General features: G+C 68.0%; 10 protein-coding genes and 3 pseudogenes. 8 read left to right on the forward strand and 5 right to left on the reverse strand.

From position 1 onward, the window contains the following. Positions 1–2,543: discoidin domain-containing protein (locus IE275_RS44900; protein ID WP_189718486.1), on the reverse strand; the 2,543-nt coding region annotated here is incomplete at its 3' end. A gap of 335 nt (positions 2,544–2,878) precedes the next feature. Next, positions 2,879–3,124: pseudogene (locus IE275_RS44905) on the reverse strand (transposase); the annotation flags it as partial. Between the two features lie 398 nt (positions 3,125–3,522). Here IE275_RS44905 and IE275_RS47480 point away from each other — a divergent pair. From IE275_RS47480 to IE275_RS44920, 3 genes and pseudogenes are all read left to right on the forward strand, one after another. Beyond that, a pseudogene (locus tag IE275_RS47480) lies at positions 3,523–5,286 on the forward strand (DUF4158 domain-containing protein); the annotation flags it as partial. Positions 5,287–5,369: 83 nt separating this feature from the next. Continuing rightward, positions 5,370–6,527, forward strand: a complete 1,158-nt coding sequence (locus tag IE275_RS44915; protein ID WP_229871396.1) for a tyrosine-type recombinase/integrase — start codon at positions 5,370–5,372, stop codon at positions 6,525–6,527. Between the two features lie 11 nt (positions 6,528–6,538). Then, positions 6,539–8,626: a site-specific integrase gene (locus tag IE275_RS44920; RefSeq protein ID WP_229871398.1), complete on the forward strand. Its 2,088-nt coding sequence runs from the start codon at positions 6,539–6,541 to the stop codon at positions 8,624–8,626. On the opposite strand, the gene IE275_RS44925 is transcribed toward IE275_RS44920, so the two are convergent. Continuing rightward, positions 8,627–9,109 carry a WapI family immunity protein gene (locus IE275_RS44925; protein ID WP_189718488.1) on the reverse strand — a complete coding sequence of 161 codons (483 nt, stop codon included), beginning with the start codon at positions 9,107–9,109 and terminating at the stop codon, positions 8,627–8,629. It lies immediately after the preceding gene. A gap of 190 nt (positions 9,110–9,299) precedes the next feature. On the opposite strand from IE275_RS44925, the pseudogene IE275_RS47485 reads away from it, so the two are divergent. The 5 genes and pseudogenes from IE275_RS47485 to IE275_RS46670 all read left to right on the forward strand — a co-directional run. Next, positions 9,300–10,036 (forward strand): annotated as a pseudogene (locus IE275_RS47485) (Tn3 family transposase); the annotation flags it as partial. Positions 10,037–10,260: 224 nt separating this feature from the next. Next, a complete protein-coding gene (locus IE275_RS44935; protein ID WP_189718489.1) occupies positions 10,261–10,851 on the forward strand; it encodes a hypothetical protein in 591 nt (196 codons plus the stop codon). Positions 10,852–11,232: 381 nt separating this feature from the next. Continuing rightward, complete coding sequence (locus IE275_RS44940; RefSeq protein ID WP_229871403.1) at positions 11,233–12,828, forward strand: transglycosylase domain-containing protein; 1,596 nt, start codon at positions 11,233–11,235, stop codon at positions 12,826–12,828. Further along, complete coding sequence (locus tag IE275_RS46665; protein WP_229871405.1) at positions 12,825–13,253, forward strand: zinc finger domain-containing protein; 429 nt, start codon at positions 12,825–12,827, stop codon at positions 13,251–13,253. Before IE275_RS44940 ends, IE275_RS46665 begins: the two co-directional genes overlap by 4 nt. A gap of 61 nt (positions 13,254–13,314) precedes the next feature. Further along, complete coding sequence (locus IE275_RS46670) at positions 13,315–13,830, forward strand: recombinase family protein (protein WP_229871408.1); 516 nt, start codon at positions 13,315–13,317, stop codon at positions 13,828–13,830. A 616-nt stretch (positions 13,831–14,446) separates the two neighbouring features. Here the strand turns inward: IE275_RS46670 and IE275_RS44950 are convergent. Next, positions 14,447–14,584 (reverse strand): hypothetical protein, encoded by a 138-nt coding sequence (locus tag IE275_RS44950; RefSeq protein WP_189718490.1) that lies wholly within the window; start codon positions 14,582–14,584, stop codon positions 14,447–14,449. After that, on the reverse strand, positions 14,584–14,986 hold a 403-nt coding region (locus IE275_RS44955; protein ID WP_189718491.1), incomplete at its 5' end, for a glucose-6-phosphate dehydrogenase assembly protein OpcA. The genes IE275_RS44955 and IE275_RS44950, both read right to left, overlap by 1 nt.

Genomic DNA, 14,986 nt, shown 5'->3' on the forward strand with positions numbered 1-14,986 from the left:
ACGGACTTCACGTCGGTCCAGGTCTCGGCGTCGTCGGACACCTGGATCACGTACGTTTTCGGGTAGGCCGACTCCCACAGCACGGCCACGCGGTCGAACTTCCGCACGGAGCCGAGGTCGACCTGGATCCACTGGTCGTCCTCGTAGGCGGAGGACCAGCGGGTGGCCGGGTCGCCGTCGGTGGCGTGGGAGGCCGGGTGGTCGGACTCCTCGGTGGAGGCGTTCGCCGTCCGGCGAAGGGCGAGGTCGGTGCCCGGGGCGGCGCTGTCGATGACGCCGAGGGACCACAGGGAGTTGCCCCAGCTGGTGTTGCGCACCCCGCAGGCGAGGCGCACATAGCGGGCGCTGCGTGCGGCGAAGTCCTCCACCTGGAGGCTGGCGTTGCCGCTGTTGAAGGGCAGGGGGACCGCGCCGTTGTCCACGGAGGCGATGTCGTTCCAGGTGGAGCCGTCCGAGGAGGCCTGGACGAGGTAGGTCTTCGCGTACGCCTGTTCCCAGACCAGGTCGACCCGGTCGAAGGACTGCACGGACCCCAGGTCGACCTGGATCCACTGGCCGTCCTCGTAGGCGGAGGACCAGCGGGTGGCCGGGTCGCCGTCCGTCACGTTGGCCGGGCCGTGGTCGTCGCCATCCCTGCTGGACGCGACGGCCGGAGCGTGCAGGGCGAGATCAGTTCCCGGGCGCTCCGTGTCCAGCACGGACAGCGTCCACAGCGAGCTGCCCCAGCCGGTGGCGCGGGTCAGGCACCTGATCCGTACATGCCGAGCTTGCTGCCGGCCAAAGTCCACGGACTGGGTATAGGAGTCGCCGCCAGCGGTGAATGCCAGCGGCACCTCGTACTCGTAGCCGAACTGGCGTATGCCGAACCGGGTGGTGCGGCGGTCGCTCTCCGTGCCGCCGACCGACGCGACCAGGGTGAGGTCGTGCAGGACCGGGTCGCCAAGTCCGTTGGGCCACCACAGCTGCGGGTCGCGAAGCCGCAGCCGGCCGAAGGCGTCCGGCGCGAACGTGACGTCGACGCTGCGCCCCGCTGGCACGGTGACGACCTTGCTGACCCGGACGTCACCGAAAGCCGCCGAGACCGTCGTGCGGTGGTCGGTGGAGTCGGCGTTGCGGACCGGGACGACAATAGTCAGTTCGGCGACCGACACATCGGGCAGGCTGGGCAGCACGGTGTCGACGCGGGGGTCGCCGATCACTATGTGCCCGGTGGATCTGAGCCGGACGTGGTTCCAGATACCTGCGGACCGGTCTCGCACGGCCGGCATCCAGTCCCAGCCCGAAGCCGCTAGATAGGTCGGGGAGTTAAGGTTCATCTGGCCCGCGCCCGCGTCCACCCAGGCCTCGCCAGCGGGTCCCTTGTCGCCCGGGCTGCCGGGCACCGGTATGGGCGAGATCCGGACGGCGAGCGCGTTCGCGCGGTCCGTCGAGAGCTGTGTGGTTACGTCGTGGGCCGAGCGGGCGAAGGGATGGGTGAGATCGCCGACCCGGCGGCCGTTGAGCCAAATGTCGGCCGTGTGGTTGACGCCGTCGAACTCCAGCCAGATCCGGCGGCCGGCACCGGTGCGCAGTCCGCGCGGCACCTCGAAGTCGCGCTTGTACCACCAGGCGTGCCGTGAGAGGGCTTCGGGGATCTTCAGGTTGTTGAGCCCGGCGACCGGGTCGGGCAGTTTGCCCTGGTCCACTAGAGAGGCGAGTACTGTGCCAGGTACCGTCGCCGGAAGCCAGCCGCTGGTGCCGACGGACGTCCTGGAGAGGCCGGCGCCATCGGCGCCAGCCCAGTCGTCGAGAGTGAGCCGCCAGCCGGACTCCACCGGGACCGTTCCGTCCTCGGCGACTTTCAGCCGTGGTGTCTCGCTCCGTTGGATGCCCCAGTCGGTCCAGCCGGTGGCCGAGGGGCGGTGTCCCGCGGTGGTGCCGTACACCTCGAAACCGTTCAGCCCCAACGGCAGCTGGCTGGAGCGCCTGCGGGAGGTCATGCGTACCCAGCGCGCGGACACCGGGTGTGCGGGCTCGACGTCTACCACGCCGCCGGTGCCAGCCGTCGTGCGATATAGCGTCGTCCAGGACGAGCGATCCACGGTGGACTCCACCACGAAGTCCACCGCATAGCTGGACTGGATCTCGTCGCCGGTGGTGCCGCTGTGGACATTGCCACTGGTGGGAGGGGTGTAGACCGGGTCGTTCAGGTCGCTTTCGAAGGTGAGTCGGATCGAGGTGACCGTGCACACGGCCTGGAGATCGATCGCGATCCACTGAGGATCACCCGCTTCCGCCCGCCAGCCGCTGCCGCGCACGCCCTGGGAGGTGAGCCGGTCGACCGCGAACGTGCTTGGCGTCGGGCCGTAGGCCGTCGACGACACCGAAACCGGTCGGTAGAGGGCGAGTTCACGGGGCGAGGAGGACACGGCGGGCGTGTCGGTGGCTGCGGTGGCGGTGGACGCGGGGAGCAGCGAACCGATCCCGAACCCCGCCAGCAAAGTGGAGCCGGTGGTCACGACGGCGCGGCGCGATGGGCGCGGTGAACTTGTGTGATCTGTCATGCGTGGTGATGTCCCATCAGAACACAGCGTCGCGGCCCGGAGCGGGTGCACGTGACGCGAACGAAATGACAACGTTGCCAAAGGCTCGGGCGTGAAAGAGCCCGTGTCAAGCCCCTAAGACAGGAGGAACGGTGTCGCATACGTGTGGCACCCTCTGAGGATTCTTCCGCCACCTCGGACATCGCCCCGTGCTCCGGCAGACCCCGCTCGTTCATGAGAGCCCGTCAGTTTGCTGGCAGCCCTCTGCGGAAGTGGTGCCAGGGGGCTTCAGGGTCTGGGCGGGTTGCGTGCTCGGCTACCGCGTCGGGATGCATGTTTCGGTGGACTCGTGCTGCTCTGCCGCGGTCCACGGGGCTCGAACCTGTGTTCGCCCCCTTTTTTAGCCCTGACGTGGGCGGTGTCGGGGACGACGCGGGTGACGTCGATCAGGCCGGCATCGTCGAGCCGGGGCAGGACGGCCTCGTGCAGACGGCCCCAGACGCCAGCTCTCGACCAGATGAGGAACCGACGGTGGGCGGTCGAGTTCGATATGCCGAAGCAGGGGGCAGAGCCCGCCAGAAACAGCCGCTGACCAGCACGTAGGTATCGTCGTGACAGCGCAACCCTGCAGACGACCTCGCCGACGTTGTCCTACTCAGCGATCTGCTTGCACACCCCAATCAGCGGCCGAGTCGTGGCGGGGGTCTCGAGCGGCCAAAGTATCCCTAGCCACCGAGGGCAACGGTCTTAAAGGCCACACTCGACACCCCTGGGCCAGCCAACCCTACGAATGGCTCGCTCAACCCGACTAAGAAGGTAGGACGGTCTTAAGGCCCACTGTCGGCCGCACGGTAGTGTTGGTATTCGGCCTCGGGGAACATCGGTACAGCGGCTAGCGCTAAGCATTCGATCTTGGGCGGCTACCACAGGTGATCCACTGTGCGTGGGGCTTCAGGGAAAGATCGTTGGCGGGGTGCGAGGCATCGGTACCGTCCGCCGCGTGCCGGTGGAATTCTTAACTGACGAGCAGGCTGAGGCGTATGGGAAGTTCGCTGAGGAGCCGACAAGACCCGAGCTGGAACGCTTCTTCTTCCTCGATGACGAGGACCGTAAGCTGATCGTGAAGCGCCGCGGTGACCACAACCGTCTCGGTTTCGCCTTGCAGATGTGCACGGTGCGGTATATTGGGCTCTTTCTGGAGGACCCTCTTGCGGTCCCGTGGCCAGTGATCGAGCATCTGGGCGAACCGCTGGGGACCGAGGACGTCTCGTGTATCAAGCGATACACCGAGCGGCAGATGACGGCGTACGAGCACGCCTGGGAGATCCGGGACTCCTACGGCTACCACCCGTACGACGATCCCGAGTGGGGGCGGAAGTTCCACAGCTTCCTTCACGGCCGGGCGTGGACGCACGCCGAGGGGCCGGTTGCGCTGTTCAACCCAGGCGGTGGGCTGGCTGCGCCGGAACCGGGTGCTGCTACCGGGCGTGAGCGTGCTGGCCCGGCAGGTCTCCGAGGTCCGCACGATAGCGGAGAAGCGACTGCACGCCACCATCGCGCAGGCCGCGGCCCGCGCGGACCGGGAGCTGCCGGGGCAGTTGGTGGCGACGCTGGTCAGGCCGGACGGCACGCGGTTTTCGGAGCTGGAGCGGCTGCGCCGGCCACCGACGCGGACGACGGGCACGGCGTTCGCCCGCGCGCTGGAACGGGTGGAGGAGATCGTCGCGTTCGGCCTGGGCCGGGTGCGGCTGAACAAGATCCCGCCCAACCGGCTGGCGGTGCTGGCACGCTACGGGCTGGGCAGCAAGGCGGCCGGGCTGGAGCGGGCCAGCGAGCCGAAGCGCACGGCGATGCTGACGGCGGTGATGCGGCACCTGGAGGCCAAGGCGATCGACGAGGCCCTGGACCTGTTCCAGGTCCTGATGGCCACGAGGTTGATCAGCGCGGCGAAGCACGAGGTGGACGACAAGCTGATGCCGCCCGCGTGGCGCAAGGCGGTGTTCGCCAACCCGGAGCTGCCGACGGGGGCGGTGGACAGGCGTGAAAGCAGATGGCCGAGCGCCTGGAGGAGGCCGGGAAGGACGCGAAGGTCTCCATCGAGGTCCAGCCGAACGGGCGGGCAAAGCTGAACGTGGACGCGCTCGGTGCGCTGGGCGAGCCCAAGAGCCTGCGCTGGCTGCGTCGGCGGGTGGAGCGGATGCTGCCGAAGATCGACCTGCCGGACCTGCTGTTCGAGGTCCACTCCTGGACCGGGTTCCTCGACGACTTCGTACCCCTGGGCGACGGCACCACCCGCATGAAGGACCTGCACACCTCGGTGGTCGCACTGCTCGTCTCGGAGGCGTGCAATATCGGCCTGACCCCGGTCGTTAACCCCGCCATCGAGGCCCTGACCCGCTCCCGGCTGGTCCACGTCGATCAGTACTACCTGGGCGCCGACACCATCACCGCGGCGAACACCGCGCTGATCGCCGCCCAGGCCAAGGTCCCGATCGTCCGCTACTGGGGCGACGGGCTGCTCGCCTCCGTCGACGGCCTCCGCTTCGTCGTCCCCGTCCGCACGATCAACGCCGTAACCTCACCGAAGTACTTCGGGTTCAAACGGGGCATTACATGACTCAATGCCGTAAATGACCAGGTTGCGGGCATCGGACAGATGGTGGTGCCCGGCACGCCGCGCGACTCGCTGCACATCCTGGACACCCTGCTGAACCTGGACGGCGGGGTGAAGCCGGAGATGGTGGCGACCGACAACGCCTCGCATGTTGTTACCTGGACACCTCCTGTCCCGTTAGCCCGGAGGAGCGGTCGGATGGGCCGTCAGTCGGGGCTGTTCCGGAGGTGGCTGTGCGGGTCCTGGACCAGCGTCGCGAGGATGGCTCGCACGTCGTCGAGCTGCTCGACGATGCTGATGAGCCGATCGAAGTCGTCTCGGGGTTCCTACGCTTCCTCGGTGCGAGGAACTGCTCGCCGAACACCCTCGTGTCGTATGCGTACGACCTCCGTCACCTGTGGCGGTTCTTCGGTGAGCGCGGCCTGACCTGGGACGTGTTCGCTCCAGCCCACGCGATCCCGCTGCTGGAGTACCTGCGCACGGTCCCCTCTCGCCGTCCGCGCCAGCGCATGGTGCTCACCGTCGCGACGGTCGACGCGGACGGCCCGGCCACCAAGCTCGCGTCGACCACGGTGAACCGAATCCTGGCGGCGGTGTCTTCCTTCTACGAGTACGCCATCCTCGCTGGCCTGCTGGACCGCGCGAACCCGATCGAGAAGCGCCCCGACCCGGCTTTGCAGAGGGTCTCCGAACGTCACCGGCCGTTCATGGGCCGGGCCAGCCGCCAGCGGCCCGTCCGCCGCGCGGTTCGGGTCAAGACGGTCCAGGCCCTGCCCCGCCCGCTGGACGACGTCCAGGTCGAGGCCCTGCTCGCCGAACTGCGGTCGGTGCGCGACCGGGCCTTGGTGCTGCTGATGCTCCAAGGTGGCCTGCGTCCCGGAGAAGCCCTCGGGCTGCACCTGGAGGACATCGCCTACGGCCGTCGGCGCGTCGTGGTCCGCCACCGCGACGACCACCCGAAGGGCGCACGGTCGAAGTCCAGATACGAGCGGGTGGTCGACCTGCACGAGCCCGAGGCCCTGGCCACGGTCAGCGCCTATGTCATGGGCGACCGCCCCGCCGACGCGGAGAGCCCGCTGGTTTTCCTCATCGGCGGCCGTGGCGCCCGCAGGCTGGAGCCGCTCGGCTACGACGGGCTGGTGCGGATGTTCGCCCGTGCCTGCGCCCGGGCCGGGATCCGCGAGCCGTGGGTGACCCCGCACGCTCTGCGTCACACCCACGCCACACGCATGTGGGAGGGCGGGATGCGGGAGCTCACGCTGCAGAAGCGACTCGGTCATGCCTCTCCGGAGTCGACTCGCATTTACACCCGGGTCTCCGATCCGGCTGTGGTCGCCGAGTACAACCGCGCCCTGGTCAGGAACGACGCACCCACGCAGGGGGCGAAGTGAGGTCGCAGGGTGTGTCCACGGCCGCGATGCTGGCCAGCCCCGGGGTCATTCCGCAGCAGCAGCGTCGCCGTCGGCACTGCCCGGACGAGGAATGGCGCTCCCATGTCCAAGGCCAGGGTGGCAATCGGCAGTACCAGCTTCAGAAGCTGAGATTCCGGCGCCAGTTCATCGACCGCTGGCCCAAGCTCACCAGCTGGTTCGGTGCCCCGCTGGTCGAACGGGTCGGCCGGCTGCACGGTGAGTCCTTCCACCGCCCGTCCTACCCGGTGTCCTTCCGGGCCCGCACCTACCTGGTCTATCTCGGACTGCGCGGCTACACGACGTTCGACTATCCGTGGCTGTTCGCGCCCGGGCAGCTCTCCATCGTCGAGCCGGCCGCCACTCTGGGCATCGATCTGGGGGCCAAGGAACTTGTCGACGACGCGATCGGCTTGGGGTTCAACCCGAACTCCGCACGCCAGGCCATGCACTGGGCGGTCAGTCGCATTGCCCTGCACACCGGTGTCTTCGACGTCACCGCGATCACTGAGGACCACATTGCCGAAGCTCTCCAGGCCATCCGGTTCTTCGCTGGCCACCCGGACCTGGAGCGCTTCTACCCCTCCCGGCAGCAGTATCTGGAGGGCGCCGCCAAGAACTGGGTCACCCACCTCCACCAGCTCCAGGTCGTGCTCTTACACCGCGGACAGGTGGCCACGCAGCCCCGCAAGTTGATGCCCTCGTGGAAACCGCCGCTGGTGCTGCCGCCGCGGATGCAGACCGTCGCCGAGAAGTGGCTCGCCGCCCGCAGACTGACCGACCGCCCGGTCACGGTGGACAAGCTGGAACTCGCGGTCCGCCGCTTCGGCGACTGGCTCGGCGAACACCACCCCGACATCGTCACATTCGCCGATGTCACCCGCGAGCACTGCCTCGCCTGGCTCCAGCACATCGCCGAGGAACCGACAGAACGGACCGGCAAACCCCTCGGCGTCATCTCCCGGATCCAGCGGACCTCCGGCCTGGGCCAGTTCTTCCGCGACACCGCAGCATGGCAGTGGGACGACGTCCCCGGACACAGCCTCATCGGCCCCGGCGACTCGCCGAAATCGCCGATCAAGGTCCCCCGGTTCATCCCGGACGACGAGCTGGACCGGTTGATGCCCGTCATCGACACCCTCGCCTGCCCTTTCCAGCGCGCCGCTCTCCTGGTCGCCCGCTGGTCCGGAGCCCGTCGGGACGAGATCCGCCGCCTGCCCCTGGACTGCCTGGACCGCTACCCGGACGGCACCGCCCGGCTGCGGCTGCCTGCCCGCAAGACCTACAAGGAGCGCGTCGTGCCCCTGCACGATGACGCGGCGGACGCCCTCCAGAAGGTCATCGACCTGCGCAGACAGGGCCGCGAACGGCCCTTCACCGACGAGCTGACCGGGCAGCCGGTGCGCTATCTGTTCATGCAGCATGGCAAGCTGCTGTCGACGTACTACCTGTTCGAGACCCCGATTCAGGCCGCTTGCAAGGCCGTTGGACTGGTCCGCCCCGGAGGCCGAGGCGGCACCGGCCGCGGCACCGTCACCGCCCACCGCTTCCGTCACACCGTCGGCACACAGCTCGCCGAGCGCGGCGCGAAACTCCACACGATCATGAAGGTACTTGGGCACTCCAGCGTGTCCATGGCCCTCGTCTATGCGCAGATCAGCGACCAGGAAGTCCTCCGCGACTACAAGGCCGTCCTCGCGCCGGGCGCCAACATCGCCGGACCCGCCTCCGAGGAGCTGAAGTCGGGCGCTCTGCCGGAAGAAGCCGTCGACTGGCTGAAGACGAACTTCTTCAAGACCGAACTCGAACTCGGACACTGCCTGCGGCTCCCGGCCGAGGGGCCCTGCGAGTGCGATCTCTACCTGACCTGCGCGAAGTTTGTCACGACCCCGGCCTACGCACCGCGGCTACGGGCAAGACACAAGGTCGAGAACGCCCTCGCCACCGACGCCGCCCATCACGGCTGGACCCGCGAAGTCGAGCGTCACCACTGCACCGCCGGCCGCATCGAGAAGCTCCTGAACGACCTCGGCCAGCCCCTCGAAGACCCCACCGACACCCCGAAGAAGGATCACAGCTGATCAGCGGGTCGGGAAGGAAAGCAGTGCAAGGTCCCATTGGTCAGCTGCGTGAAGCAGCGCAGCCGCATTCACTCGTACCTCCACCACGTATTGGTAGATGTCCGCCCCGTCATCGCCGTGCTGCCACGGGGGTGCCGCCTCCAAGGACAGGTGAACGCGAATCACCGCCCCACTGTCGGTTCGATCGGCGAGGCTGACGGCCAGGACCGGCTCGACGAACCACGTGTCCGGAGACAGCCAGCCTTCGGCGTCAGGTCCTGTCACAGCCACCGTCCCCGCGGCCACCTTGCGCAACCAAGCGGACATCTGATGCGCTTCATGGGTCAGCAGACACGGATCGGCAAAGGACCAACTGCCCTCGGAAGCCGTCACCGTTCCGCCGACGACCAGCCAGTTGTCGTCGTATGAGTCACCCCGGACCTCGGAGAACTGATACCGCAGCAGGCGGAGCTCGACACTGCTCACATGATCACTCAAAAGCACAGCCACAGGATGTCACGGGGCCCTCCGGACTCTGCATGGCGCGAGTGACCACCCTCAAATTCGCATCCCAGGGACCAGCCCCGCGCGAGCGGTCGCCAGCCGGCTGAAGAGGGCTGGCCGAGTTCGACCAACTCATCGACGCTCTCAAGGGCACACCGAAGGATGATCAACTTGAACTGTCCACATAAACTCCGACATGGTGTTCGGCCTGTTCAAGATCCTCGGCTACAACTTCAGCCCCAGGTTCCGTGACCTGGACGACCAGCGGTTCTGGCGCGGGACGATGCCCAGCGTGGAGACCGGGACGTACGGGCCGCTGGAGGACATCGCCCGCAACCGGGTCAACCTGAAGAAGGTGATCATGCACTGGCCGGACATGCTGCGGGTGGCCGGCTCCCTGGTCACCAACCAGGTCCGGGCCTATGACCTGCTGCGGATGTTCGGCCGCGAGGGACGGCCTACCCCCTTGGGGCAGGCGTTCGCCGAGTACGGGCGGATCGCCAAGACGCTGCACCTGTCGACCCGGTGGACGACACCTACCGCCGCCAGATGAATCGGCAGCTCACCGTGCAGGACTCGAGGCACAAGCTGGCGAGGGACGTGTGCCACGGCAAGCGCGGCACCATCCACCAGGCGTACCGGGACGGCATGGAGGACCAGCTCGGCTCGCTCGGCCTGTCCTGAACGCTGTCATGTTGTGGACCACGAAGTACATCGACGCCGCCGTCGCCCAGCTGCGGGCCGAAAGCCACGAGATCCGCGACGAGATATCACGCGACTATCCCCGCTCAAGCACAAAAAAACCTGAACGTGCTCGGCCGCTGCAGCTTCACCGCGTCCCTCCCGGCCGGCGGCAGCCTGCGCCCGCTGCGCGACCCGGACGCCCCTGGGCTGGATGACGATGAGGACGACGGTGGGGAGGGCTGACCTCCAGGAACCGAGCAGGACGCTGACCAGCTTCCGGGCCGCCACCTGCATCAGCTGTGGTTTCCAGGCTCGTGGCCCTGTCAAGTGGCTGCTGTCAGGGCGAGGCATGGGAGGCAGCAAAAAAATCAGCGACCTGTGTCATCCGGGTTCGTGATCGGTGGGGTTTAGGAGGGTGGAGAGGCGCCCTCCACCCTGCTCGTTCTCATCCGCAAGGAGATTCATCCATGACACGGATCAAGAAGTCTGTGGCGGCTGCGGCGATCGCGGCCGCGGTGGTAGGGGCGCCCACGATGGCTCAGGCCTTCGCGTCTCCCGCTAAGGCCACGGTTGCGGCCGCCAGCAACGCCGGGGCACCCACGTCGGCAAAGGCTGCCGCTACCGCGTCGTCGGTGCGAGTGGTGGCGCCGGGTGAGCGGGTGCAGGCCGCTCCCAAGGTGCAGCTGTGGCTGACCAAGAACGGCAAGCACTGGTCTACCCCTATCCAGGCCAATCAGTTCCGCAGCGTCGTCGACGGCAACCTCGACATGAGCCAGCCCGGGGTGAGCCTGCAGTCCGAGCCGGTGGAAGGCCGCTACTTCCTGTCCGGCGTCTACTACGGCAAGGGCGACGCTGCCAGCGTGAAGGTCGTCACCGACAAGGGCACGGTGACCGGCCGCATCATCCACCTGGCCGGTCAGCCCGGCTGGGGCGCCTGGTACGCCACCAGCGCGCTGCCCACCGGGCCCAAGAGCAAGGACGGCAAGCACAACTTCGTCCACAGCGTCACCGTCCAGGACACGGCAGGCCACACCATCGCCACCCTCACCCTCCCCTAACTGGTAAGCCTGCGTCGCACATCGCTCACCCTCCCCGAGTAACGGGAGAACCTAGCGTGTTCTACCCATTCACCGGCCGACTGGCCCCATCTCCCACCCGAGAATTCCGCATGCCCCGGTTCTTGAATCAGTCCGCGCAACAGCCACAGCATCGTCGACCACGCCGCACCTCGCGCAACCCCGCAGCAGCGCCGAGACGGCCTCTCAGGCGGTGGCTCAGACGCCTAGCTATGCTGCTGTTGGTACTGGCCGTGGGCTTGAGCGGGGCGGTGGCTGGGGCATACGTCATGGTGGATATCCCTGCCCCGCATCCGGAGGCAGTGGTGCAGAGCACCGTGTTTCCTTGATGCTCACGGTGACTACCTGGGGCGCAGGGGCCCGGTGGACCGGCAGGACGTGCCGCTGTCCCGGGTACCCCGGCACGTACAGGACGCGGTGATTGCCGCGGAGAACCGGTCGTTTCGCACCGACTCCGGCATCGCACCAACCGGCATCGCCCGCGCCATTTGGGCCGCGGTCACCGGCGGCGCCCGCCAGGGCGGTTCCACCATCACCCAGCAATACATCAAGAACGCCCTGCTGTCCCCGGAGCAGTCGCTCTCCCGCAAGGCCAAAGAGGCCTTGATCGCGGTCAAGCTGGACCGCACCCGCTCCAAGAACGAGATCCTGCAGGGTTACCTGAACACCGTGTACTTCGGCCGCGGCGCGGCCGGCATCCAGGCCGCAGCCCGCAACTACTTCGGAGTCGACGCTGACCAGCTAAGTCTGGCGCAGGGCGCCGCCCTCGCGGCCATCATCAACCTGCCCTCGTACTACGAACGGGCAGGAGCCGATCCGAAGGTCACCACCACTTTGCAGCGCCGCTGGGCATGGGTATTCGACGGCATGGCCCAAGCCGGTACCATCACCTCCGGTCAGCGAGCCCGCGCGGTGTTCCCGGCCTTTCGCTTCTACCCGCCAGGCCAGACCGAGGGACAGCGCCAGTACCTGCTCGACGCGGCCGCCGCCGAAGCTACCGACGGGCTGCACATCAGCCCAGATGAGCTGGCCCGCGGCGGCTACACCGTGCACACCACCTTCGACCTCACCCTCCAGGACCAGGCAACCCAGAGCATCCGCGCCCAAACCGACACCATCGACCACACGCATCGGAAACCGGGCAAGACTCGGCTGCACACCGCAATCGTCGCCATCGTCCCGGGAGACGGGGCGATCCGGCTGCTCTATGGCGGCAGCGACTACGCCCGTCAGCCCTTCAACGACGCGCTCTACGGCGCCATCGAAACCGGCACTACACTGGACCCCCTGCGCACCGCCCAACTCAAACCCCCGCTGGACCAAATCCGACACGGCGCCACCGCCACCCCCGTCCAGGTGACCGCCGCCTACGCTGCCCTAGCTGCCCACGGCCGCTACGCCGCCCCCTACACCATCACCAAGATCACCCGCGGTGGAAGAATCGTCTACAAGGCGCACCCGACCACCCACCCAGCAATCACCGGAGCCACGACCGAAGTAGCAGCCGGCGGCCTAGTCAGCCCGGACGACCGCGCCGCACGTCACACTGGTGGAGCCGCCGACCGCACCGCCTGGTCCACCACCCACAGCCCCCGACTCGCCCTCAGCGTCGCCCTGTTCGCCGAGCACCCCGCCGCGGGTAACCACCCCGCCGCCCCCGCCCCCCTCACTCACCGGCAGACACCCGCAAGCGGCGGCTACTCAATTAGCAGCCGACATATGGTCCAGCCAAGCATCTTCGCAGCGTTGACAACGTGGGCGAATCTGGCTCATGACACATGGGTTGAACCCACAAGGGCCCGGCACTCAGTTCCCATAAATGACCCTTTGTGCGGGCAAGATCAACAGCAGGCCATCGAACCCTTACCGGACCCGGATTCGTTCGCAGAACCCGTTCTCACTCAAGAGCGGGCGGAGCTCCTTCTGAGACTTGCATCGCGCGAAAATCCGGGCCCATGACGGACCCTCAACAGCCATCCCCAACCGATCGGTCGGACGCGGACGACGTCGAACAGCACGCCTGTCCGAAGTGTGACGCGCCGCCCGGCTCGCCGTGCCGCTCGCGCGGCGGCGCGGTCGCCTCCGCCTACCACACCCGCCGCTTCACCCGGGTGCCCCGGCTGAAGAAGGCGCTGCGGGGGCCCACCCCGGCCGACCGCGGGCCGGGCCGGCCGTGGCGGCCGGGCACCCCGCCGCCCGCGCCGATCGATCCGGACCTGCCGAGCGCGGACATCCGCATCGGCTACGCGCGCTGCTCGACACTGGGGCCGGAGCTCGACTCCCAGCTCGACGCGCTCAGCAAGCACGGCATCCCCGGGGACAAGATCTTCAGCGAGAAGATCAGCACCCGGGTACGGGTCCGCCCGAAGTTCGGGAGGCACTGAGGACGGCGCGGGAGGACAAGGCGCACGCCCCGCACTGCCGCGTCATCTCACCGTGTACGAGATGAAGGACCTCGGCCGCGACGCCGCCGAACTCACCGCGCTCGCCGACCACCTCACCGCCCACGGCCTCATCCTGGAGACGCTCGCCGGACCCCTGCCCGGCATCTACGACCCCACCGGACCGGGGAAACTGCTGTTCGCGTTCTTCGCCGCGATGGCGGAGACCGAGAGGGAGAACATCCGCGAGCCCACGCTCGAAGGGCTCGACACCGCGGACCGCAAGGGCAAGCACGGCGGCCGCCCACAGGTCATCACCGACGACATGCTCCACACCGTGCTCCGCAGGCGGGCGAACGGCGAGTCCGTCGAGCAGATCCAGCCGGACCTGATCATCCCCACCAGCAAGCGCAAGGGGCAGAGTCCGTCCGTCGCCAGCATCTACCGGGCTGTCGCCGAGCACGCCAAGCGCGAGGCGTATCCCGAAGCCGTCGAACAGGCCCGCGCCGACTTCGCCGCCTTCCAGGCCGACGAAGTTCCCGAACCCCGTCTCGCTCTCCCCGACCGAGCGTTAATCTGATTACTAAGAGCTACTTGTCACTTCGCGGCAGCTTCGGGAGAACAACGCCTTCCAGGTCGTTCGCCGCCCGCCGGGCCGCCTCCTCCCACGACCGCCGCCGCGGTCCCCCCGTCTGCGGCGAGTCGCCCGCTGACGCTCAAGGAAGCGGGCCCACCAGCTACCAGGCACACCAGAATTCTGCTCAGTCACAGAACAAGATCATCTAATTGCCCGTTTGCCGCGTATCTCGGCGACCCAGGAACCAAGATCAAGTGCTTAGCGCTAACCGCTGTACCGACGTTCCCCGAGGCCGGTATTGGCCGACATTGAACGTGAACCCCCAAGGAGGGCCCAAACGCGGCTGCCGCCACCGCCTCCAGCGACTGGGGGACCCTCGGTCGCTACCGAAGCCGGTCAGCAAAAGAGCAGGTCAGGTGGGTTCGCGACTGGAAGTCAGCGACCCAAGCGACCGAAGTTCCAGATTAACCTCACATACCTGTCGCCCACTCGCTGACTTTTCCCTTCCAGGCTTCGCGGGCCTGGTGACACCGCCATCACCGGCGTTCCCCGTAGCCCCGCCGGGGGTGCCGGTCGACCACCCTCCATGGCCGCACCAGACGGGGTACCAGTGACCGGGTCACCCGTCCCTCCCCACGGCGTGGCCCCAGAACCGGGTCCGCCGCGAACAGCTCGCGAGGTGCGGCCGGGCCCGGGCACGGTGGTCGGCGAGGCCCGTCAACTCGGTCCGGAGGGTGACCTTGGGAAACTCGGCCATCAGGCGTTCTCCTTGGCGGCCTCGCCCCGCAGGGCGACGGCGTACATCTCGTCGACGCCGAGGCGGCGCAGCTCCTCGGCGATAAGTTCGGAGGTGGGACGCTCCATCAGGGCGAGGGTGCGCGGGGGCTGGCCGGGCAGGGTCAGCATGGCGAGGGGCCCTTCCGGGCGGTCGATGACAATCTCGCCGTTCGCGGTGTCCAGCCGCACGGCCGTGACCATCGGACCGGAGGTGATCAGGCGCTCCACGGTCACGTTCAGCTGGGCCCTCAGCCAGCGGGCCAGCAGCTCGGCGCTGGGGTTGTCAGCCTCGGCCTCGACGGCTGCCGAGGTCACCTTCACCCGGGCCTGGTCGAGGGCGGCGGCCAGCATCGAGCGCCACGGGGTGATCCGGGCCCACGCC

Source organism: Streptomyces phaeofaciens, assembly GCF_014648915.1.
Taxonomy (GTDB): Bacteria; Actinomycetota; Actinomycetes; order Streptomycetales; family Streptomycetaceae; genus Streptomyces; species Streptomyces phaeofaciens.

Excerpts from the sequence above, each read along its gene's own strand:
- IE275_RS46665 (WP_229871405.1), top strand. The coding sequence starts at position 12,825 with ATGACGGACCCTCAACAGCCATCCCCAACCGATCGGTCGGACGCGGAC.
- IE275_RS44950 (WP_189718490.1), bottom strand. The coding sequence starts at position 14,584 with ATGGCCGAGTTTCCCAAGGTCACCCTCCGGACCGAGTTGACGGGCCTC.
- IE275_RS46670 (WP_229871408.1), top strand. The coding sequence starts at position 13,315 with ATGAAGGACCTCGGCCGCGACGCCGCCGAACTCACCGCGCTCGCCGAC.
- IE275_RS44935 (WP_189718489.1), top strand. The coding sequence starts at position 10,261 with ATGACACGGATCAAGAAGTCTGTGGCGGCTGCGGCGATCGCGGCCGCG.